Source organism: Stenotrophomonas sp. 17(2023), assembly GCF_030345315.1.
GTDB classification, from domain to species: Bacteria; Pseudomonadota; Gammaproteobacteria; order Xanthomonadales; family Xanthomonadaceae; genus Stenotrophomonas; species Stenotrophomonas acidaminiphila.
In genome coordinates, this window is record NZ_CP128405.1 from 2,143,134 (window position 1) to 2,164,112 (window position 20,979).

The 20,979-nt window shown below is 69.4% G+C and carries 22 protein-coding genes and 1 tRNA gene; 11 read left to right on the top strand and 12 right to left on the bottom strand.

Annotation, left to right across the window (positions count from 1 at the left end; genetic code table 11):
• The first annotated feature begins 81 nt into the window (after positions 1–81).
• Positions 82–357, top strand: coding sequence for a polyhydroxyalkanoic acid system family protein (locus QQA12_RS09670; protein WP_054666401.1), 276 nt, complete (start codon positions 82–84; stop codon positions 355–357).
• 91 nt (positions 358–448) lie between these two features.
• Positions 449–910, top strand: a complete 462-nt coding sequence (locus tag QQA12_RS09675; protein ID WP_054666404.1) for a phasin family protein — start codon at positions 449–451, stop codon at positions 908–910.
• 199 nt (positions 911–1,109) lie between these two features.
• On the opposite strand, the gene QQA12_RS09680 is transcribed toward QQA12_RS09675, so the two are convergent.
• From QQA12_RS09680 to QQA12_RS09695, 4 genes are all read right to left on the bottom strand, one after another.
• Complete coding sequence (locus QQA12_RS09680; RefSeq protein WP_226049178.1) at positions 1,110–2,522, bottom strand: coniferyl aldehyde dehydrogenase; 1,413 nt, start codon at positions 2,520–2,522, stop codon at positions 1,110–1,112.
• Positions 2,523–2,643: 121 nt separating this feature from the next.
• On the bottom strand, positions 2,644–5,115 hold the full coding sequence (locus tag QQA12_RS09685) for a TonB-dependent receptor (RefSeq protein WP_226049179.1): 2,472 nt from the start codon (positions 5,113–5,115) through the stop codon (positions 2,644–2,646).
• Between the two features lie 94 nt (positions 5,116–5,209).
• Complete coding sequence (locus QQA12_RS09690) at positions 5,210–6,334, bottom strand: SO2930 family diheme c-type cytochrome (protein ID WP_226049180.1); 1,125 nt, start codon at positions 6,332–6,334, stop codon at positions 5,210–5,212.
• 10 nt (positions 6,335–6,344) lie between these two features.
• On the bottom strand, positions 6,345–7,562 hold the full coding sequence (locus tag QQA12_RS09695) for a parallel beta-helix domain-containing protein (RefSeq protein WP_226049181.1): 1,218 nt from the start codon (positions 7,560–7,562) through the stop codon (positions 6,345–6,347).
• A 121-nt stretch (positions 7,563–7,683) separates the two neighbouring features.
• On the opposite strand from QQA12_RS09695, the gene QQA12_RS09700 reads away from it, so the two are divergent.
• The gene (locus tag QQA12_RS09700) at positions 7,684–8,721 is read left to right on the top strand and encodes an AraC family transcriptional regulator (protein WP_054666413.1); all 1,038 of its coding nucleotides are present in this window, start codon (positions 7,684–7,686) and stop codon (positions 8,719–8,721) included.
• Positions 8,722–8,848: 127 nt separating this feature from the next.
• Here QQA12_RS09700 and pgi read toward each other — a convergent pair whose 3' ends face one another.
• The 6 genes from pgi to pcnB form a co-directional block, all read right to left on the bottom strand.
• Positions 8,849–10,363 carry a glucose-6-phosphate isomerase gene (pgi, locus tag QQA12_RS09705; protein ID WP_226049182.1) on the bottom strand — a complete coding sequence of 505 codons (1,515 nt, stop codon included), beginning with the start codon at positions 10,361–10,363 and terminating at the stop codon, positions 8,849–8,851.
• Positions 10,360–10,740, bottom strand: a complete 381-nt coding sequence (gene panD, locus QQA12_RS09710) for an aspartate 1-decarboxylase (protein WP_054666417.1) — start codon at positions 10,738–10,740, stop codon at positions 10,360–10,362. The genes pgi and panD overlap by 4 nt, the downstream gene beginning before the upstream one ends.
• Before the next feature lie 181 nt (positions 10,741–10,921).
• The gene (panC, locus tag QQA12_RS09715; protein ID WP_054666420.1) at positions 10,922–11,764 is read right to left on the bottom strand and encodes a pantoate--beta-alanine ligase; all 843 of its coding nucleotides are present in this window, start codon (positions 11,762–11,764) and stop codon (positions 10,922–10,924) included.
• Positions 11,761–12,576: a 3-methyl-2-oxobutanoate hydroxymethyltransferase gene (gene panB / locus QQA12_RS09720; protein ID WP_182334624.1), complete on the bottom strand. Its 816-nt coding sequence runs from the start codon at positions 12,574–12,576 to the stop codon at positions 11,761–11,763. The genes panC and panB overlap by 4 nt, the downstream gene beginning before the upstream one ends.
• A 31-nt stretch (positions 12,577–12,607) precedes the next feature.
• Positions 12,608–13,096, bottom strand: a complete 489-nt coding sequence (gene folK, locus QQA12_RS09725) for a 2-amino-4-hydroxy-6-hydroxymethyldihydropteridine diphosphokinase (RefSeq protein WP_226049183.1) — start codon at positions 13,094–13,096, stop codon at positions 12,608–12,610.
• Between the two features lie 5 nt (positions 13,097–13,101).
• Positions 13,102–14,475, bottom strand: coding sequence for a polynucleotide adenylyltransferase PcnB (gene pcnB / locus QQA12_RS09730; RefSeq protein WP_054666426.1), 1,374 nt, complete (start codon positions 14,473–14,475; stop codon positions 13,102–13,104).
• A 41-nt stretch (positions 14,476–14,516) separates the two neighbouring features.
• On the opposite strand from pcnB, the gene QQA12_RS09735 reads away from it, so the two are divergent.
• Positions 14,517–14,591, top strand: a tRNA-Glu gene (locus QQA12_RS09735).
• Positions 14,592–14,827: 236 nt separating this feature from the next.
• Positions 14,828–15,151 carry a ferredoxin FdxA gene (gene fdxA, locus QQA12_RS09740; RefSeq protein ID WP_054666428.1) on the top strand — a complete coding sequence of 108 codons (324 nt, stop codon included), beginning with the start codon at positions 14,828–14,830 and terminating at the stop codon, positions 15,149–15,151.
• 134 nt (positions 15,152–15,285) lie between these two features.
• Here fdxA and QQA12_RS09745 read toward each other — a convergent pair whose 3' ends face one another.
• Both QQA12_RS09745 and dapA read right to left on the bottom strand, forming a co-directional pair.
• Complete coding sequence (locus tag QQA12_RS09745) at positions 15,286–15,795, bottom strand: hypothetical protein (RefSeq protein ID WP_226049184.1); 510 nt, start codon at positions 15,793–15,795, stop codon at positions 15,286–15,288.
• A gap of 31 nt (positions 15,796–15,826) precedes the next feature.
• Positions 15,827–16,720, bottom strand: a complete 894-nt coding sequence (gene dapA / locus QQA12_RS09750) for a 4-hydroxy-tetrahydrodipicolinate synthase (RefSeq protein WP_054666432.1) — start codon at positions 16,718–16,720, stop codon at positions 15,827–15,829.
• Between the two features lie 162 nt (positions 16,721–16,882).
• Between dapA and QQA12_RS09755 the strand changes: the two genes are divergently transcribed.
• The 6 genes from QQA12_RS09755 (at position 16,883) to QQA12_RS09780 (ending at position 20,979) form a co-directional block, all read left to right on the top strand.
• Complete coding sequence (locus QQA12_RS09755; protein WP_056931767.1) at positions 16,883–17,443, top strand: glycine cleavage system protein R; 561 nt, start codon at positions 16,883–16,885, stop codon at positions 17,441–17,443.
• A 78-nt stretch (positions 17,444–17,521) separates the two neighbouring features.
• Entirely contained in the window at positions 17,522–18,001 is a 480-nt protein-coding gene (locus QQA12_RS09760) for a peroxiredoxin (RefSeq protein WP_054666435.1), read from the top strand.
• Between the two features lie 81 nt (positions 18,002–18,082).
• Positions 18,083–19,483: a PhoH family protein gene (locus tag QQA12_RS09765; RefSeq protein WP_054666437.1), complete on the top strand. Its 1,401-nt coding sequence runs from the start codon at positions 18,083–18,085 to the stop codon at positions 19,481–19,483.
• 42 nt (positions 19,484–19,525) lie between these two features.
• Entirely contained in the window at positions 19,526–19,756 is a 231-nt protein-coding gene (locus QQA12_RS09770; RefSeq protein ID WP_054666439.1) for a hypothetical protein, read from the top strand.
• Positions 19,757–19,802: 46 nt separating this feature from the next.
• Positions 19,803–20,279, top strand: a complete 477-nt coding sequence (locus QQA12_RS09775; RefSeq protein ID WP_226049926.1) for a hypothetical protein — start codon at positions 19,803–19,805, stop codon at positions 20,277–20,279.
• Positions 20,280–20,304: 25 nt separating this feature from the next.
• Entirely contained in the window at positions 20,305–20,979 is a 675-nt protein-coding gene (locus QQA12_RS09780) for a YoaK family protein (RefSeq protein WP_054666444.1), read from the top strand.

Here is a 20,979-nt window from a genome sequence, read left to right on the forward strand (position 1 = left end):
GTAGGCGCGGGACTTGGACTGCGCCGCACCGGTACGCACAATGCCGCACCCGCATTCCACGCCCACCGCCAGGAGCCCTGCATGTCCACCATCGATATCCACCACGCCCACCCGCTGACCGACGAGCGCGCCCGCGAGGCCATCGGCGAGGTCGCGCGGAAGCTGCAGGAGCGCTTCGAAGTGAGCACGCGCTGGGAGGGGGCCAACCTGCACTTCACCCGTTCCGGGGTCGACGGGGTGATCGAGCTGTTGCCCGGTGCGGTGCGGGTGAAGGCCGAACTCGGCTTCCTGCTGTCGGCCATGAAGGGCATGGTGGAAGCGGAGATCCGGCGGGTACTGTCCGAAAAGCTCGGCTGAACGGCTGCGCACGGCGCCGACTTCCATCACGCGACGCAGGCATCCCTGTCGCTACGGTAGCGGTGACTGACCCAACGGAGGAACGTCCCCCATGAGTACCCATGAACACGGCAATGCAGGCCGCGCCGCGGGCGCGGGCGGTTCCGAGCACACTACGCGCGCCGGCCGCACGCTGAGCGGATCGGCACAGCAGGTCTGGCTGGCCGGGCTTGGCGCGCTGTCGCGGGCCCAGGCCGAGGGCAGCCGGTTGTTCGAATCGCTGGTCCGCGAAGGCGAATCGATGGAGGCCCGCAGCCGCGAGGAATCGCCGCGCGGCGAAAGCCTGCGCGATTCGGTCGAGACCACCCTGGGCAACGCCCGCGACCGCGCGGCCGGCACCTGGGACCGGGTCGAGAAGTCCTTCGAGGACCGGGTGCAGCGGGTGCTGCGGCGCATGGACATTCCCAGCCGCTCGGACATAGAGGCGCTCAACGCGCGCCTGGACGCGCTCAATGCGCGCCTGAACCGCGCCGAAGCGCAGGCCAGCGCCAGGCCCGCCCCCGACGAATCCTGATGTTGCAAAGCAGCATCAACTGAGCAAGAATCCACTCACCCGCCAGCAGTACCGCGCCGTTTGTCTCCCTCCCCTCACGGCACCGGATGGCGGGTTTTTTGTGCCCGTCGCCCGGGGGAACCGCGCCCCACCCCCGACATTGGCTGCGGCAGGCCCGGCGCCGGGGCGCGCGGAGCGCCTGGCCCGGACCCGGAGCGACTCAGCGCACGATCAGGTCGATCAGCCACTGCGCCTGCCGGTACGGCGGCTTCAGCAGGTCGCCGCCGCTGCGCCGCGCCTGCCACAGGATCGGCAGCTGCTTGCTCATCGCATCGAAACCGGCGCGGCCGTGGTAGGCCCCCATCCCGCTGGGGCCGATGCCGCCGAACGGCAGGTCGTTGATGGCGAAATGGAACAGCGTGTCATTGACGCAGACGCCACCGGCCAGGGTAGCGCGCAGGATCTGCTCCACCTGCGCGCGGTCGTGGCTGAACGGGTACAGCGCCAGCGGCCGGTCGTGCGCGTTGACGTAGTCGATGGCCTCATCCAGCGAGCGCACGCTGCGGATCGGGAACACCGGGCCGAAGATCTCCTCCTGCATCACCGTGGCGTCGTCGCCCGGTTCCAGCACCAGGGTCGGGGGGAACAGCCGCTGCGCCGGATCGGCCTGGCCCAGCTCGATCACCTCCAGGCCACGGGCGCGGGCGTCGTCCACATACCCCTGCAGGCGCGCGTACTGGCCGGCGTTGATGATGCGGCTGTAGTCCTCGTTGCCGGCCAGCACCTGGCCGTAGCGCGCGCGCACCTGGGTGCGCAGTGCCTGCACCAGCGCGTCGCGGCGTGCGGCCCCTACCAGCACGTAGTCCGGGGCGATGCAGGTCTGCCCGCCGTTGAACCACTTGCCGGTGGCCAGCCGTGCCGCGGCCAGTTCCAGCGGATAGTCGTCGCAGACGATCGCCGGCGACTTGCCGCCCAGTTCCAGCGTCAGCGGGGTCAGGTTCGGCGCGGCTGCGGCCATCACCTTGCGCCCGACCGCGGTGGAGCCGGTGAACACCAGGTGGTCGAACGGCAGCGCCGCAAACGTGGCGGCAACCTCGGCACCGCCTTCGGCGAGGGCCACGCGCCCGTCCGGAAACACCTCGGCCAGCAGTTCGCGCAGGAAGGCACTGGTGCGCGGCGTATGCTCGGACGGCTTCAGGTAGACGTGGTTGCCGGCGGCGATGGCCGTGGCCAGCGGGATCAGCGCCAGGTTGACCGGGTAGTTCCAGGGCGAGATGACGCCGACCACGCCGACCGGCTCGGCGCGGATCTCCGCGCGTGCCGGCAGGAAGCGCCAGCCCACGCCGACCCGGCGCGGCTTCATCCAGCGGCGCAGGTGCCGGCGCAGGTGGTCGATCTCGTTGAGCACGGCCATGCCGTCGGCGATGCGCGATTCGTGCAGTGAACGGTGGCCGAAATCGGCGGCAATGGCCTGCGCCATCGCCTCGAGCCGCCGTTTCAGGGCCTGGCGCAGGCGCAGCAGGTCGGCGCTGCGCTGCGCGCGGTCCGGCTTGTGCGCCTGCCAGGCGGCGCGCAGGCGATCCAGCGTCGGGCGCAGTTCGGAAATGGGCGTGGCGATGGTGGTGGTGTCCATGGGTCGAGTCTAGTGGCTGCACCGCGGTGCGCGCGACGCGACGCCTGCGGCGGGCCGGAAGCAGGGACTGCCCGGGCCAGCGGGGTACCGGCAGTGCACCGGGGCCCCGCTGGCCGGGCGATCAGAACCGGTACATCAGCTCCATGCCGTAGAACCGCGGCTCGCTGACGCCGGCAGCGGTGGTGCCGACCACCGTGGTGCCATAGGTGTAGAGCCCGTTCACGTAGCGGTTGTCGAAGACATTGTTGGCGTAGGCAGCCACGCTCCAGTGCGTGGACGGCGAGCGCCAGCGCAGGTACAGGTCGGTGCGGTTGCGTTCCTCCCCGATGGTGAAGGCGGCGTAGCGCCCGCAGTTGCCCTGGCTCAGGGAACCGGCGTTGCAGCGCGCACTGCCGCCATAGGAATGGCGTGCCGAGAACATCAGCTCGCCATGCGCGCCCAGCGGCACGGTGTAGGCCGCCCCGGCGGCGAAGGACAGGCTCGGCTCGCCGGTCGGCTGCCCCCCCAGGTCGATCCCTTCCGGGGTGACGTAGTTCTTGTAGGTGGAGTCGATCCATTCGACGGCGACATCCAGGCTCAGATGCTCGCTGGCCTGCCAGCGCGCGCTGAAATCGACACCGTGCGCGGCCAGGTCGCTGGTGCTGACCACATAGCGCGGGATGTCGGACGTCGTGTCCAGCCGGATCGCCTGGCGGTTGTCGTAGACATAGTGGAACACCGACGCTTCGTACTGGATGCGCAGGTCGCGCAGGTCGCGCTTGATGCCGGCCTCGAAGTTCCAGACGCTTTCGTTGGCGAAGCTGGCGCCCGGCGAGAACGCGTTGTAGCCGCCGGCCTTGTAGCCCTTGGCCACCGAGGCGAACAGCATGGTGTCGGCGGACGGGTGGTAGTCGATGACCAGGCGCGGGCTCCAGTCGCTCCACGCGTGGCTGGCGCGGCTGGTCACGCCCTTGTTGGCCATCGAGACCGGGTCGCTGAAGGCCAGGTCGAAGCCGGCCAGGAACGCGGCATCGATCGGAATCAGGCCATCGCCGTCGGTATCCATGGCGCACAGGCCCAGCGCCTGGCACGGTACCGGCTGCGGCAGCACGCCGTACTGCTCCAGCGCCTGCAGCGCCTGGTTCAGGGCATCGGCGCGGTGGTGGTCGTTGAACCAGGTGAACGCCTTGCGGTCGCGCGTATAGCGCAGGCCGAAAGTCAGGTTGAGCGTGTCGGTGGCGTGCCAGATCACGTCGCCGAACAGCGCGTAGGCGGTGGAATCGACGGTGTTGTCGTACGCCTCGCGCCATGGGTGGCCGAACAGCTGCACCGGGAGGCCGTAGAAGTCGGCCGCATCCTGCAGCATGCCGAACAGCGGCATCCCGTACAGGCCGGCCGCCGCCGTATTGATGCTGTCGCTGGTCAGGTCGACCACGCTGGATTGGCGCGCCTTTTCCTGGAACCAGCTGGCACCGGCCACCCAGTCCAGCCGCCCGGTGTTGCCGCTGAACTTGAACTCCTGGTACCAGGTGGTGTTGTCCTCGATGTTGATGGTATCCAGGTACAGCTCGCGGCGGTGGGTGCCGTCTTCCTCGGCGCGGTTGTAGGTATCGAAGCTGCGCCAGGCGCTGGTCGACACCAGGTGGCCCCATTCGAACGCGTGGTCGAGGATCAGGGTCGCGCCATCGAACGTGCGCGTCTCGTTGTTGTCCGCCACGTCGGTATGGGCGGCGTGGCCGATCGGGTCCTGGTAGTGCGCCGGATCGGCGGGCACCAGCGGCAGCCCCGGCGCCGGCGGCAGCGCGACGATGCCGATGGCCGGGCGCGAGCGCTGGTCAAGGTCCTCGTGGTCCCAGCTCAGCAGCATCTGCGTGTTGTCGTCGATGTCCCAGCGCAGCGCCGCGCGCGTGGCCCAGTTGCGGCCGTCGTCGAGCGGCCTGCCGGTGGCCGCGTCCCTGACCCAGCCGTCGGTCTGGCTGTTCATCGCATTGAAGCGGAAGGCCGTGCTCTCGCCCGCCGGCAGGTTGAGCATGCCGTCGAAGTACTGCTTGCCATGGTTGCCCACGCGCACCCGCGCGCGGCCGCCGAACTGGTCGTCGGGCCGCCGGGTCACGATGGACACCGCACCGGCGGCGGTATTGCGCCCGAACAGGGTGCCCTGCGGGCCCTTCAGCACCTCGATGCGCTCGACGTCCAAGAACGGCAGCACGGTGCCGCCGCCGCGGCCGGCGTAGACGCCATCGACATAGACGCCGACGGTCGGGTCGGTACCGATGCCGAAGTCACCGGTACTCAGGCCGCGCAGCTTGAAGCTGGCCTGGGTGGGCTGGTCGTCGCTGATCGACAGGCCCGGGACGAAACTGTCCAGGTCGCCCAGGTTCTCGGCCATGGTCTGTTCGATGACGCTCTGGCCGACCACCTGCAGGGCGATGGGGACATCCTTGAGCTCCTGCTCGCGGCTCTGCGCGGTCACCACGATCCGGTCCAGCTCGATCGCCTCCGGTGGTGCTGGCGGCGGATGCTGCACCTGCGCCTGCACGGCCAGTGCCGGCGTGGCCAGCAGCGAGGTCAGCAGCGCCCTGCGGACGCCGCGCGACAATCGGTTGTATGTCATCGCGTTCCCCTTTCCCATGTGAGTCCCCCTTGCCAGCATCGGCGCGCGGCGATACCCGGGCCGCACCCTTCCCGTCGTACGTGTGGTTCCGGCGCTAGGCGCCGCAGTCCTGCGCGGGCATCGCCGCGATCCACTGCCGTATCAGCTCCACGCCCTCTTCGTGGACCAGGCCGCGCCCCAGCTCCGGCATCATCACGCCGGGGTCCACGCTCTGCATGCGGTAGGTCAGGATCGAATCGTCCGGCGCGCCGGGCACGATGTCCCAGGCGCGGTTGCCGGTCCCCTGCCCCGCGGCGATCGGCAGCTTGCAGCGCCCCAGCCGCAGCGGATCGCGGGTGCCGGCATCCAGCCACATGCCGGAGGTGCGTGCCGCGCCGCTCGGGCTGTGGCAATGCCCGCAGTTGATGTCCAGGTACGAACGCGCGCGCGCCTCCAGCGGCGCGGCGCGGTCGTTCCAGGCGACGTTCCGCGGCAGTTCGCCGGCAGGCAGGTCGCCCAGGTAGCCCACGTCCTGCCAGTGCCGCAGCTGGTTGGCCTTGCCGCCGGCATAGGCGAAGTCATGGTTGAGATGCCGTGCCCTGGGGCCGATCGGGAAGATCTGCCGGGAGGTGAGGTCGGTGCCGTGGCAGCCGGCGCACTGGTTCTCGTCGGGCACCATGTATTCCAGCGGCTGGCGCCTGCCGTCCGCACCGGCCAGGGTCAGCGGCACCAGTTCGCCGGTGCGCATCAGCCGTGCCTCGGTCTGCCCGGCGTTCCACACGTAGGGCAGCGCGATCCAGCCCGAGGCACGACGTACCAGCAGCCGCGTCTCCACCAGCCGCACCTTGCCCAGCGTCAGCCCACCGTCCGTGTCCGCGCCGGTGTCGTCGCTGCGCAGCACCGTGTCGCCTTCGCCACGCGGGTAATAGAAGGTCTTGCTGATGATGGTGCCGACCGGGAAATCGATCGCCCCGTCCTGCCGGTAGCGCGCGGGCGTGCCGGCCGGCATCCACACGGTGCGCAGCTTGTGCGCGTAGTCGGTGAACAGCGCGCTGTCCAGGTCGTACGGCAGCACCTGCGCATTGAGCCGCAGGCGGCCGTCGGCCACGTACAGCACGTTCCAGTCGGACAGGCGTTCGGGCTGGCCCTCGGCAAAGAAGTGCACGGGCGCCGGCGCACGCGTGCAGGCGCCCAGGGCGAGCAGTCCGGCCAGTCCCAGCAGGATCCGATGCAGCGACATGCGCCCCACCTCAACCGCGCTTCAGGTCGACCGCCGGCAGCGACGGCAACGTGCAGTCGTAGCGCGTGGCGTCCTTGCTCGGGTTCTTGTAGCCGCCTGGGCCGTCGGCATTGAGCACGCCGGAGACGTCGCGCAGGCAGATCTGCGGGCCTTCGGCGCGCCGCGGATTGACGTAGCCGTCGAACAGAACGTCCGGGAAGCTCCCGGTCAGGCCGTACATCGCCACCTTCAGGGCCTTGAAGTCCATGCGGTCGGGCGAATCGCCGCCACCGGACAGGCGGTTGCCATGCACGTGGATGCGTTCCGGGTACGGATCGAACCCGTCGGAGGCCTTGTCGTCCTTGTAGCCGGTGGAATACACGCTGGAAACGATGATGTTGGCGGTGCGGTTGCCGCCGATGTCGTTGTCGAAGATCTCGATGTTGTCGTTGGAGTTGATCACCACGCCGCTGCCGGCCGGCACGCTGGCAACCGGGGTGCCCTTGGCGCCGAAATTGTCGTGGTTGTTCTCCAGCACCTTGTTCCGGAATACCCGGATCGCATCGCCCTGCTGGGTCAGCGCCGGCATGTTGAACACCAGGATGCCGCCGGTGTTGCCGGTGGCCAGGTTGTCGTGGACGTCGGCGTTGATGGTGTTCTCGATCTCGATGCCGGCCACGTTGCGCTCGGCACGGTTGTTGCGGACGATGACGTCGCGCGACTGGCCCACGTAGATGCCCGAATCCGAGGCGCCGATGGCCACCGAGTCCTCGATCAGCACGTTCCTGCACAGCACCGGGTACAGGCCATAGCCGCCGTTGCTGGTCTTCGGCCCGCCGGTCCACTCCACGCGCACGCCGCGGACGGTGACGTTCTCGCACTGGCTGATCTTGAAGCCGTCGCCCTTGCTGTCCTCGATCGCCAGGTTCTCCAGGGTGAAACCGTTGGCGTTCACCAGCAGGCCCTCGGCGCCGGCCTTCTGGCCCTTGAAGCTGAGGATCGACTTGTCCATGCCCTTGCCGCGCAGGGTGACGTTGTCCACGCGCAGGCTGAGGCTGCGGTCGAACCGGAAGGTACCCTCCGGCACCTCGATCACGTCACCGGGCCTGGCATCGAGCAGCTTCTCCTGCAGCACCTTGGCGAAGCCGGCGTCAGCGGGCGCCGGAACCGGAGCCTCGGGCGCCTTCCGGCACCCGGAGAGGACGAGCACAACGGCGCCGATCGTGCCGACAAGAATGCTGCATTGCATGAATTCTCTCCCGTACGTGCTCGCCAAGTCTGCGCCGCAGTCTGGTGCGCCCGGGCACATTGCGCGAAGGGCATAAGCGGCATACAAAGGGGGGCAAAACGGACAATCGGAAGGACCTCGGATGCGTTTGAACACCGCAATCGGCGACGACCTGTCCTCCGCCGACCGACCGACCAACATCCTCTGCGGGCTGATGCAGTTCGCCGCCGAGAGGGGAACCGACTGCAACGCCTGGTTCGCCGGAACCCGCCTGCAGCCCGAGGAAATCAGCAACCCCGACACCCGCATCTCTTACCGGCAGGCGAGCACGGTGATCCGGCGTGCGCTGGCCGCGCTGGCGGTCGAGGACCTGGGCCTGGTGCTGGGCGGCCGCCAGAACCTGGGCAACTTCGGCCTGCTCGGGCTGGCGATGAAGACCGCGCCCGACTTCGGCGAGGCGGTACGCGTCGGCCTGGCCTACCAGCGCAACAGCGGCGCGCTGATGGACATCACCCTGGCCGAACAGGGCGACGGCTGCGTGGCGGCGGTCGCCAGCGCCCCGGAGGAGGCCCGCGACCTGCAGCCATTCCTGTGCGAGGAACTGTTTTCCAGCGTGCTGCAGCTGGTGCGCGAACTGGTCGGCCCCGGGTTCTGCCCGCAGCGCCTGGAGCTTGGATACAAGGCGCCGCACCATGCGCAGCGCTACCGCGACGTGTTCGGCTGCGAGGTGCGTTTCGACCAGCCGCGGCATGCGCTGGTGATCGACCGGCGCTGGCTGGAACTGCCATTCACCAGCTACAACCCGGTGACGTCGAACCAGGTGATGACCCTGTGCCGCATGCAGATGGACGCCCGCCCGGCATGCGGCGAGACCACCGCCGCGCTGGAGAGCCACCTGCGCACCCGCCTGCGCGAAAACCCGCAGATGGCCGAGATGGCCGCGGCGCTGCACCTGAGCGAACGCACCCTGCGCCGGCAACTGGCCGAGGAAGGCACCTCGTTCAGCGCGATCCACGACCGCGTGCGCACGAAGCGGGCGATGGAACTGCTGCGCGACCCGAGCCTGTCCATCGTCGCCATCGGCGGCCGGCTCGGCTTCAACGACGCCCGCGAGTTCCGCCGCGCGTTCAAGCGCTGGACCGGACGCGCGCCGAGCCAGGCACGACGCTCCGGCGATTGAACGCGCGCCGGGAGGCGCATGCGGCGCACCATGACGGATGCCGGGCGCAGAACGGACAACGCCGCGCATCACTGCGCGGCGTCGGTCCTGCACCCATGGCCCGGCACCCGGCGCCGGGCGCGACCGCTCAGCCGCGCAGCTGGGCCAGCGCCTCGCGCGTCATCGGGTCGGCGATCTCCACCGCCTCGCCCTGCAGCGCCGGCAGCAGCTGGTTGGCCAGCTGCTTGCCCAGTTCGACGCCGAACTGGTCGAAGGCGTTGATGCCCCACACCAGCGACTGCACGTAGACCGCGTGCTCGTACATGGCGACCAGCGCGCCCAGCGCATGCGGGGTGAGCGCATCGAGCAGGATCAGCGTGCTCGGGCGACCGCCCGGGTACTGGCGGTGCGGGTCGTCGCTGTCCTGGCCGTTGGCCAGGGCCTCGGTCTGCGCCAGCAGGTTGGCCAGCAGCGCCTGGTGGTTGACGGTGTACGGGTCGTCGCCGCGCGCGCAGCCGATGAAATCGGCCGGCACGATGCTGGTGCCCTGGTGCAGCGCCTGGAAGAAGCTGTGCTGCACGTCGGTACCCGCCCCGCCCCACCACACCGGCACGGTGTCGGTCTCGACCGGGCTGCCGTCGAGCCTGACCCGCTTGCCCAGGCTTTCCATCACCAGCTGCTGCAGGTAGGCCGGCAGCAGCGCCAGGCGCTGGTCGTAGGTCATCACCGCGTGGGTGGCGCAGCCCAGTACGTTGCGGTTCCAGATGTCGGTCAGCGCATGCAGCACCGGCAGGTTGCGCTCCAGCGGCGCGCTGGCCGCATGCGCGTCCATTTCCGCCGCACCGGCCAGCAACTGGCCGAAGCGCTCGAAGCCGATCGCCAGTGCGATCGGGAAACCCACCGCCGACCACAGCGAATAGCGGCCGCCGACCCAGTCCCACATCGGCAGCACCCGCCCGGCATCGATGTCGAAGGCGCGGGCGGCGCGCTCTGGATTGGCGCTGACCGCGTACAGGCGCTCGCTGCCGCCCAGCCAATCGCGCAGGATCGCGCCGTTGAGCAGGGTTTCCTGGGTGCCGAAGGTCTTGGAGATCAGGATGCCGGCGGTGGTCGCCGGGTCCAGCGCGGCCAGCGTGCGCTGCATCGCAGCGCCGTCGACGTTGGAGACGAAATGCACGCGGAAGCGCGCGCCGCTGGCCGGGCGCAGCGCATCGGCCACCAGCCGCGGGCCCAGGTCGGAACCGCCGATGCCGACGCTGACGACATCGGTGACGTTGCTGGCCTCAAGCGCCTGCACCAGGGCGCCCATGCGCGCCTGCACGGCAGCGGCTTCGGCATGCGCGGCCACCGCTGCCGGGGCTTCGCTGGCCGTACCGCGCAACGCGCTGTGCAGTACCGCGCGGTCCTCGGTGAGGTTGATCCGCTCGCCGCCGAACAGGCGCGCGAAGCCGCCGGCGACATCGCGCGCGCCAGCCAGCTCCAGCAGCGCCCGCAGGGCGGCGCGGTCGTATTTCTGCCGCGCGAAGTTCACGTACAACGGACCGACCTTGAATGCCAGGGCTTTCACCCGGTCCGGCTCGGCAGCCAACAGCGAAGGAATACCCGTGCCCTGCAGACGCTGGGCGTGGGCGTGCAATGCGGTCAATCCGTTGTGCGTGGTCATGCGGCCTGTGTGGGGATGGAGTGGTTGGTGTGGGTGATGCGGTTGTTGCCGTCGACGTAGACCAGCCTGGGCTGGAAGCTGTCGGCCTCGGCCTCGCTCATGCTGGCGAAGGCGGCGATGATGATGATGTCGCCCACCTGCACGTGGCGCGCGGCGCCGCCGTTGAGCGAGATCACCCCGCTGCCGGCTTCGGCGCGGATGGCGTAGGTGGAGAAACGCGCGCCGTTGGTCACGTCCCAGATGTGCACCTGTTCGAACTCGCGGATGCCGGTGGCTTCCAGCAGGTCGCCGTCGATCGCGATGGAGCCTTCGTAGTTCAGCTCCGAATGGGTGACGGTGGCGCGGTGGATCTTGGTCTTGAGCAGGGAAAGTTGCATGGCGATGCCGGGAAACTGCGAAAGAAAGCACGCAGTCTAGCACCGGCCGGGGCCCTTGCCCGCACTGCAACATGAGCGGCCGCGCCCGGCCGCACGGGCAGAAAAATGGCGCCACGAGGGCGCCATTGCAGGACATCGGGCCGCATCGGCCGGGACAATGGGAGTCCCGGCCGGGGCCGGGTCAGAACTCGATGTTGTCGATCAGGCGGGTATTGCCCAGCCGGGCGGCGACCAGCGCCACGCGTGCACCGCCCGCGCCCTCGCCCGGCTCGCCCAGGTCCGGCAGGCGCACCACCGCGTAGTCGACCTGGAAACCAGCCGCCTGCAGCCGTGCCGCACCCTCGGCCTCGACCTGCGCCCGCGGGGTGCCGGCCAGGCTGGCATCGCGCATGCCGAGCAGCACGCGCCGGATCACCGCGGCCTGCGGGCGGGTGTCGGCGGTGAGGTACTGGTTGCGCGAGCTCATCGCCAGGCCATCGTCCTCGCGTACGATGTCGCCGCCCACGATCTCGATCGGGAACGCCAGGTCGGCCACCATCTGCCGGATCACCGCCAGTTGCTGGTAGTCCTTGCGGCCGAACGCGGCCATGTCCGGCTGCACCTGGTTGAACAGGCGCGAGACAACGGTGCACACACCGTCGAAATGGCCCGGGCGGTGGGCGCCTTCGAGCAGCGCACTGACCCCCGGCACATGCACCTTGGCCGCCAGCTCCACGCCAAACGGGTACATCGATTCGACCGTGGGCAGCCACAGCACGTCGCAGCCGGCCTGCTCAAGCCCGCTGGTGTCCGCCTCGGGGGTGCGCGGGTAGCGGGTGAAGTCCTCGTTCGGGCCGAACTGGGTCGGGTTGACGAACACGCTGGACACCACGCGGTCGGCATGCCGGCGCGCCAGCGTGACCAGCGAATAGTGGCCGGCGTGCAGGTTGCCCATGGTCGGCACGAAGCCCACCCGCAGCCCTTCGCGCTTCCAGCCGCCGACGATGGCGCGCAGCCGGGAAAGTTCGGTGACGGTTTCGATCATGATGCGTACGCATGCTCCGCGTCGGGGAAGGTACCGGCGCGGACCGCGTCGGCGTAGGCGCGGACCGCACCGGCCACCGAACCGCCTTCGGCAAGGAAATCCTTGACGAACTTGGGCCGGCGGTGGCCGCTGTCCAGGCCGAGGAAATCGTGCATCACCAGCACCTGGCCGTCGCAGCCGGGGCCGGCACCGATGCCGATGGTGGGAATCGCCACGTCGGCGGTGACCTGCGCGGCCAGCGGCGACGGCACGCATTCGAGCACCAGCAGCGCGGCGCCGGCGGCAGCCACGGCGCGGGCGTCGGCACGCAGCCGCTCGGCGGCTTCGCCGCGGCCCTGCACCTTGAAGCCGCCCAGGGTCAGCACCGACTGCGGGGTCAGGCCCAGGTGCGAACACACCGGGATCTCGCGCTCGACCAGGTAACGGATCACGTCCAGCTTGAAGCCGGCACCCTCGATCTTGACCATCTCCGCGCCGGCGCGCAGCAGCTGCAGCGAGGCCTCGAACGCACGCTCGGGGGTGGCGTCGGCGCCGAACGGCAGGTCGGCCACCAGCAGCGCGCGCTGCAGCACCCGCGCGACCGCGGTGGTGTGGTAGGCGATGTCGGCGACGGTGACCGGCAGGGTCGAGTCGTGCCCCTGCACCACCATGCCCAGCGAATCGCCGATCAGGATCAGGTCGACCCCGTTGGCGTCGAAGGCGCGGGCGAAACCGGCGTCGTAGGCGGTCAACATCACCAGCTTCTGGCCGTTGCGCTTGGCCTCGGCCAGCGCCGGGACGGTCCAGGGCTTGCTGTCTGCGTGGGTGCTCATGTGGGGATAACGATCGGTGATGAGCCGCGCATTATCCCCCTATCGGCGTGATACCGCAGGTTTCGATGGCGGCCAGCGCGCCACGCACCGTTCCATGGCCGGGAATCACCGCCTCCGGCGCCACCTCGGCCAGCGGCAGCAGGGCGAATGCGCGTGCGTGCAGGTGGGGGTGCGGCACCTTGAGCTGTGGCAGGTCGATCACCTGCTCCCCGTACAGCAGCAGGTCCAGGTCGAGCGTGCGCGGCCCCCAGCGCTCGCCGGCCATGCGCACGCGGCCGAACGCCTGCTCGGTCGCCAGCAGGCGCTCCAGCAGCACCGGCGCCGCCAGCGTGGTCTCCAGCGCCACCGCGGCATTGATGAAGTCCGGCTGGTCCGGGTTGCCCCAGGCCGGGGTGCGGTACAGCCGCGAGGCGGCGAGCAGCCGGCACTGCGGCAGCACCGCCAGCGCCTGCACCGCCGCGCGCACCGTCGCCGGCGCGTCGCCGAGGTTGGCGCCCAGCCCGACGCACGCCATGACCATGTGGCCTACTCGCCCGCGGCGGCGCTGCTGCGGCGGCGACGGCGGCGACGCCGCGGCGCCGTCCCCTCTTCGGCAACGCCCTCGGCATGCAGCGAGTCCAGCGCGGACTCCAGTTCGCGCCCGGACTGCTGCTGCGCCTCGCGCCAGAACGCGATGTCGGCGGCATGTTCGCTGGAGGCGGCCTGGCGCAGCACCAGGAAATCGAACGCGGCGCGGAAGCGCGGATGGGTCAGGGTGCGGAACACGCGCTTGCGCTGGCGCGTGGCAAAGCGCGACTGCAGCAGCCAGATCTCCTGCATCGGCAGCGAGAACCGGCGCGGCAGCGCGATGGTGGTCAGCTGGTGCAGGGTGACCCGGTCGGCGGCGCGGCGCTGTGCCTCTTCCGGTGCCAGCCCCTGCCGCTGCAGCGCGATCAGGGTGCGGCAGAACGCCGGCCACAGCAGCAGCGCGAACAGGAAGGCCGGCGACACCGGCTCGTCGTTGGCCACGCGCTCGTCGGTGCTGCGCAGCCCCTCGACCACGAAGCGGCGCAAGGCGCCACTGCGGTTGCTCTTCAGCGCGGCCGCGCTCTCCGGGAACAGGGCCGGCAGCAGGCCATGGCGCTCCAGTCCCTCGAAGCTGGCCACGCCGTGCCCGGACAGGAACAGCTTGAGCACCTCCTCGAACAGGCGCGCCGGGGCGGCCTCTTCCAGCAGCCCGGCCAGGCGCGGGATCGGCGCGGCGGTGGCCGGCTCGATCCCGAACTGGAGCTTGGCCGCCAGGCGTACCGCGCGCAGCATGCGCACCGGGTCCTCGCGGTAGCGCTGCTCGGGGTCGCCGATCAGCTTCATGCGCCGCGCCAGCACGTCCTCGAAGCCGCCGACGTAGTCGCGCACCGAGAAATCCTCGATGGCGTAATACAGGGCGTTGCAGGTGAAGTCGCGGCGCAGCGCATCGTCCTCGATGCTGCCATAGACGTTGTCACGCACCAGCATGCCGTTCTCGACCTCGCGGTCGCCGCTGCCGTCGTCGCTGTTGGCGCGGAAGGTGGCGACCTCGATGATCTCGCGGCCGAACACCACGTGTGCCAGGCGGAAGCGGCGGCCGATCAGCCGGCAGTTGCGGAACAGCTGCTTGATCTGCTCCGGCGTGGCGTCGGTGGCCACGTCGAAATCCTTGGGCCGCCCCCCCACCAGCAGGTCGCGGACGGCGCCGCCGACCAGGTAGGCACCGAACCCGGCCTCGCGCAGGCGGTAGAGCACACGCAGCGCATTGGGACTGACGTCCTTGCGCGAGATGGTGTGCTGGTCGCGCGGGATGACGCGCAGGGTGAACGGCGTTGTAACTGTGGAATTGATGTTGGCGATTCCGGTTGGGGTTGCAGGGTTGCCTGACGGCAAACAGGTGCATATACTAGCGCGCTCGCCGGACGCGACCAAACGCTCCCTTCGTCTAGTGGTTAGGACGTGGCCCTCTCAAGGCTAAAACAGGGGTTCGAGTCCCCTAGGGAGCGCCAACTCCGTCCGCGAAATCAAGAAGCCCCGCCTGTGCGGGGTTTTTTGTTGCCCGCGCCACGGCCGGCCGCAAGGACGACCGCCACCGGCTTCGGCCGCGACGCCGCGCCATCGCCCTGCCGTGCCGGCGCCACCGCGGCCCGCCCCATGCGCGCCGGCAGGCATCGCGAATGAAAATGGTCCCGCCCAGCGCGTGCATCCTGCTCTAGAATTACCGGGTTCAACGCCGGACCCCGTCATGCCCTTTGTCGTCACCGAAAACTGCATCAAGTGCAAACACACCGATTGCGTCGAAGTCTGCCCCGTGGACTGCTTCCATGAAGGCCCCAACTTCCTGGTGATCGACCCGGACGAGTGCATCGACTGCACCCTGTGCGAGCCGGAATGCCCGGTCAGCGCCATCTATCCGGAAGACGACGTACCCGGGGGCCAGGAAGGCTTTGTCGCGCTGAATGCCGAACTGGCCAAGGTCTGGCCGGTGTTGACGGTGCGCAAGGATCCGCCGGCCGATGCCGCCGAATGGGATGGCAAGCCGGACAAGCTCAAGCTGCTGGAACGCTGAGCCGGCAACAGGCCACGCGGAAAAGGGCGCCATCGGCGCCCTTTTCGTTTCCCGCGCCCGGTCGCCGGTGATGCCCGGCCCGGGAAGCACCACTGCCCATGGCGGCACGCCGCCATGGGTCGCGGCGGCGGCGCTTACGGCGCCAGCTTGGCCTTCAGTGCGCCGAGCAGCTTGATCGCCGCCGGATCGGTGGCCGGCAGGCCACGCGGATCGACCGCCGACACGTAGGCGCCGGCATCGACGCCGACCACACGCACCAGGAAGTTGCTGCCTTCATAGGCCACGTCGTACGAGCCCAGCAGCTGCGCGCGGCTGGCGATGGTTACCCCGTCGATCGTGGCCAGCGCGTCGCCGACCTTGCCGAACACCTCGTCGCGGCTGCCGCTGACGGTGAAGCCGCCCTGCGCCGGCTGGGCCGCGGCGGGCTGGGCCGGACGCGCGGCGGATGCCAGCGCCGGCACCTGCGATGCGCCGGCGGTGTTGGGCAGGGTCAGGTCCGGCGGCACTTCGAGCGGACGCATTTCCGGCGCCAGCGCGTAGTCGCCGCGCGCGCCACGCTTGAAGCAGCCGGTCGCGGTGACGGTGGTGGCGATGGCCAGCAGGGCCAGCGAAAGTGCGCGGACAGCGGAACGGGAATGACGCATGGTGGATCTCCAGGTTCTGGCCACTGCAGGTTCAGTGGCTGGATAGTTCTTCAAGTGCGCCCACGTCGGCCGCCAGGTGGTCGGCGGCGGCGTGGTGCGGAGCGGAAAGGGGCAACAGCGGCAGGCGCAGTCCATGGCCGATGCCCAGGCGCTGCAGCAATGCCTTGACCGGGATCGGGTTGGACTCGAGGGTGAAGAAATCGTGGTAGGGCTGCAAGCGTGCGTCCCAGGCTTCGGCGGCGGCATGGTTGCCGGCGCGCGCCAGGTCGCACAGGGTACGGAAGGCGCCCGGCAGGACGTTGGAGCCGACCGAAACCAGGCCGTCGGCACCGGCCAGGAGCGTACGCGCGGCGCTGGCGTCGTCGCCACCGAGGATGGCAAAGCCATCGCCGCGCAGCGCCAGCAGCGCCTTCATGCGGGTCATGTCGCTGACCGCCTCCTTGATGCCGACGATCCGCGGGTGCGCCGCCAGTTGCGCCACGGTCTCGGGCAACAGGTCGCAGCCGGTGCGGCCGGGCACGTTGTACAGCACCACCGGCAGCCCGCCCTGCTCGGCCACGGCCAAGTAATGCTGGCGCAGGCCCTCCTGGGTCGGGCGTACATAGGGCGGAGTCACCACCAGCGCATGGGTGGCGCCGTTGCGCGCGGCGCGGCGGGTCGCCTCGATGGTCCGGGCGGTACCGGAATGGCCGGTCCCGGCCAGCACCGGCATGCGGCCGCCGAGGACCTCCACGGCGGTGCGCAGCAGGGTGTCGTATTCGGCCTCGGACAGGGTTGCCGCCTCGCCGGTGGACCCGGCCACCACGACGCCCTGCGCACCGCCGGCCACCTGCCGCGCCAGCAGGCGCCGCCAACCCTCGCCATCGAGCGCGCCGTCGGCAAGGAAAGGCGTCGCCAGGGCGGTGATGAGGCCGGAAATGGACAAGGGAAACGCCGTTCTTCGAGGGGGCTGGGAATCCCGCCTGGCGGCGGGTTCGTGACCGGGGGCATGTTACTTGCCGGTCGAAAGCACGGGCAAGTATGCTGGGTGCCAGCGAACGTGCCCGCGCCGGCGCCGTTCAGACTCACAGAGCATCCCGGAACCACCTTGACCAACAGCACCCCGCGGCCGCAGCCGACCGAAAACCACCTCCTGATCAACGCCTACACGACGCATCCGGAGTCCCCCCTGCTGTCCGTCACCCGCCGCATCGCCGACAGCGGCTGCAACCTGGTCGATGCACGGCTGTCCACGGTGGGGCGCGATGTCTCGGTCACCACGCTGGCCACCGGTTCGTGGGACGCGGTGGCCAAGCTCGAGGCGATGCTGACCCGGCTGGAGCGCGAGGAAGGCCTGAAGCTGGTGTGGTACCGCACCGCCGCCAAGCAGGCCCAGTCCAACCTGCTGCCCTACATCGTGGAAGTGATCGCCGCGGACAAGCCCGGCATCCTGTTCCAGCTGGCCGACTTCTTCGACCGTCAGGGCATCACCATCGAGAACCTGCAGAGCACCCGCTACCAGGCCATGCAGACCGGCGCGGAGATGTTCTCTGCGCAGATCACCATCGGCGTGCCGGCCAACATGCACATCGCCGCCCTGCGCGACGATTTCCTCGAGTTCTGCGACCACCTCAACCTGGACGCCATCATGGACCCGATGAAGTTCTGAACATTCGCGCGTCCGTCACGGGCGGGCGGCGTTTCATGTAGCTGCAATGGAAGTACCCCAGGCTCCGGAAAGGATCTGATGAACATCGGCGATACCCTGGACCGCACCACCCTCGAGCTGCCGCTGGCCTTGTCCGGCGGCGCCACCACCACCCTCGCCGCGCAGGCCGGCCACTGGCTGGTGCTCTACTTCTACCCGAAGGACAGCACCCCCGGCTGCACCACCGAGGGCATCGACTTCAACGCCCTGCTGCCGCAGTTCAAGCGGGCCGGCGCCGTGGTGTTCGGGGTCTCGCGCGACTCGGTCAGGTCGCACGACAACTTCTGCGCGAAGCAGGGCTTCGGGTTCCCGCTGGTCAGCGATGCCGACGAGGCGTTGTGCACGGCCTTCGACGTGATCCGCATGAAGAACATGTACGGCAAGCAGGTGCGTGGCATCGAACGCAGCACCTTCCTGGTCTCGCCCGACGGCACCCTGGTGCAGGCCTGGCGCAAGGTCAAGGTCGCCGGCCATGCCCAGGCCGTGCTCGACGCCCTGAAGGCCGCCCGGTCCAAGTGAGTCCCATCGCCCACCTCGTCCGCCGCGCCCCTGCCCCGCAGGTCGTGGCGGTTTTTCCCTGCCCGTAACCAGGAATCGACGATGACCCGAGGCAAGCGCATCTACGTGCTGGATACCAACGTGCTGATGCACGATCCGACCGCGCTGTTCAAATTCGAGGAGCACGACGTCTACCTGCCGATGCAGGTGATCGAGGAACTGGACAACGGCAAGAAGGGCACCTCCGAGGCCAGCCGCAACGCGCGCCAGGTCAGCCGCTTCCTCAACGAGCTGATCGAGGCCTCCGGCATCGGCGGCATCGCCAAGGGCGTCCCGCTGGTGCTGCCGCAGGGACTGCAGCTGCGCGGCGCGCGCAGCGCCGGCCACCTGTACTTCCAGACCAGCCATTTCGAGGCCGGCAAGAGCTTCGGCGCGGTGATCCCGGACAACGCGATCCTCGGCGCGATCCTCGCGCTGAAGGAACAGACCCCGGACGTGCCGGTGGTGTTCGTCTCCAAGGACATCAACCTGCGGATCAAGGCGGCCATCGCCGGCATCGACTCGGAGGACTACGAGAACGACCGCGCGCTGGACGACTTCAGCCTGCTGTACACCGGCGCATCGGCCCTGCCCGAGGATTTCTGGAAGAAGCATTCGGGCGACCTGCGCAGCTGGAGCGACAAGGGCCGCACCAGCTACGAGATCCGCGCCACCGACGACGAACAGTGGTTCCCCAACCAGTACGTCTACCTGCCGGGCGATGACGAGGTCGAACTCAAGGTCGCCAGGGTCGAGGCCGACGGCCGCATCACCCTGACCCTGGTGGATGACTTCCGCCACGGCGCGCATTCGGTGTGGGGCATCACCGCACGCAACCGGGAGCAGAATTTCGCGCTCAACGCGCTGATGGACCCGGAAATCGACTTCGTCACCCTGCTCGGCACCGCCGGCACCGGCAAGACCCTGCTGGCGCTGGCCGCCGGCCTGGCGCAGACCATGGATACCCAGCGCTACCGGGAAATCATCATGACCCGCGCCACGGTCAGCGTCGGCGAGGACATCGGCTTCCTGCCCGGCACCGAGGAAGAGAAGATGACGCCGTGGATGGGCGCGCTCACCGACAACCTGGAAGTGCTCACCCACAACCAGGAAGGCGGCGCCTGGGGCCGTGCGGCCACCAACGACCTGCTCGCCTCGCGCATCAAGATCCGCTCGCTGAACTTCATGCGCGGGCGCACCTTCCTGTCGCGCTACCTGATCCTCGACGAGGCGCAGAACCTCACCCCGAAGCAGATGAAGACGCTGATCACCCGCGCCGGCCCGGGCACCAAGATCGTCTGCCTGGGCAACGTCGAGCAGATCGATACGCCCTACCTGACCGAGACCACCTCGGGCCTGACCTACGCCGTGGACCGCTTCAAGAACTGGCCGCACAGCGCGCACATCACGCTGCGCCGGGGCGAACGCTCGCGGCTGGCCGACTACGCATCCGAAGTACTGTGACCTCGCCGACGCCACGCCCATCCCTCCCGACCGCCCATGCCCATGACCGCTCCCGAACTGGAATGCTGCAAATGCCATGCCCCGATGCACCCCGGCTACCTGCTGGAGGAAGGCCATGCCAACGAACGCTCGATCACGGCCTGGGTCGAAGGCCAGCCGCAGAAATCGTTCTGGATGGGCCTGAAGACGCCGCGTGAGAAACTGGCCACGCGCACCTACCGCTGCACGGGCTGTGGTTACCTTGAGAGCTACGCCCCCGCCCCCGCCGCCTGAAGCCCGCCATGCACTGCCCGGAGTCGCCGTGAAAGCCGCCCATTCCCTGCCCCTGCTCGCCACCTGCCTGCTCGCGCTGGCCGCCTGCACGCCGGCCAACGTGAAGCCCGGCGCGTCCGTACCAACGGCGATCAAGGCCGGGCAGTCGTGGGTGGTCACGCGCCCGATCGTCGCCGCGCAGGTGCTCGACACCTGCTCGCGCGACAGCCCGGCCAGGCAACCCGATGGCATCAGCGGCTACTGGGCGCCCAGCCGTGCGCAGATCGAGGCGCTGGAAAGCCGCCTGCAGCAACTGCAGCCCACCATCGCCGAGCCCACCCGCTCGGGGCGCCAGTATGTGGGCTTCATCGCCGGCGGCCGGCAGCTGATCTACATCAACGCCTTCACCCTGCCCGACCACGACAAGACCAACCCGGCGCGCGAAGCGGTGCGCGTCTGCGACGGCGGCGCCGCCTTCTGGGGCGCGGTGTACGACCCGCAGACCGGCAGCTTCTCCGGGATCGCCACCAACGGCGGTTTCTGAGCGGGCCGGCCGTACCGTCAACGCCATGGGCATACAGCTCCCCCGTTGGGTATGGATCGGCGCGATCGCGCTGTCCTGCGTGGCCGGCATGGTCAACGTGGTCGGCTTCCTCGGTTTCGAACACCAGGCGGTCAGCCACCTCACCGGTACCACCAGCCAGCTCGGCATGGCGCTGGTGCAGCACGACTGGCGCAGCGTCGCGCACCTGTGGGGGATGCTGATCGCGTTCTCGCTGGGAGCGATGCTGAGCGGGCTCATCGTGCAGGACGGCACGTTGCGGCTGGGCCGTCGCTACGGCGTGGTGCTGACCATCGAATCGCTGTTGCTGCTGGTGGCGATCCCGCTGTTCAAGCAGCAGCAGATCTGGGGCGCGCTGGCCGCGGCCATGGCCTGCGGCCTGCAGAACGCCATGGTCACCACCTTCAGCGGCGCGGTGGTGCGCACCACCCATCTCAGCGGCATGTTCACCGACCTGGGCATCGGCCTGGGCCACCTGCTGCGCGGGCTGCCGCTGCAGATGCGACGGCTGACACTGAGCGGGCTGATCATCAGCGGCTTCCTGGCCGGCGGCGTCATCGGCGCCTGGCTGTTCCAGCGTTACGGCTACGACGCGCTGCTCGCACCGGCGCTGCTGACCGGTTGCACCGGTGCCACCTACATCATCTACCGGCTGTCCCAGCGCCTGTACACCGCCCCCTGA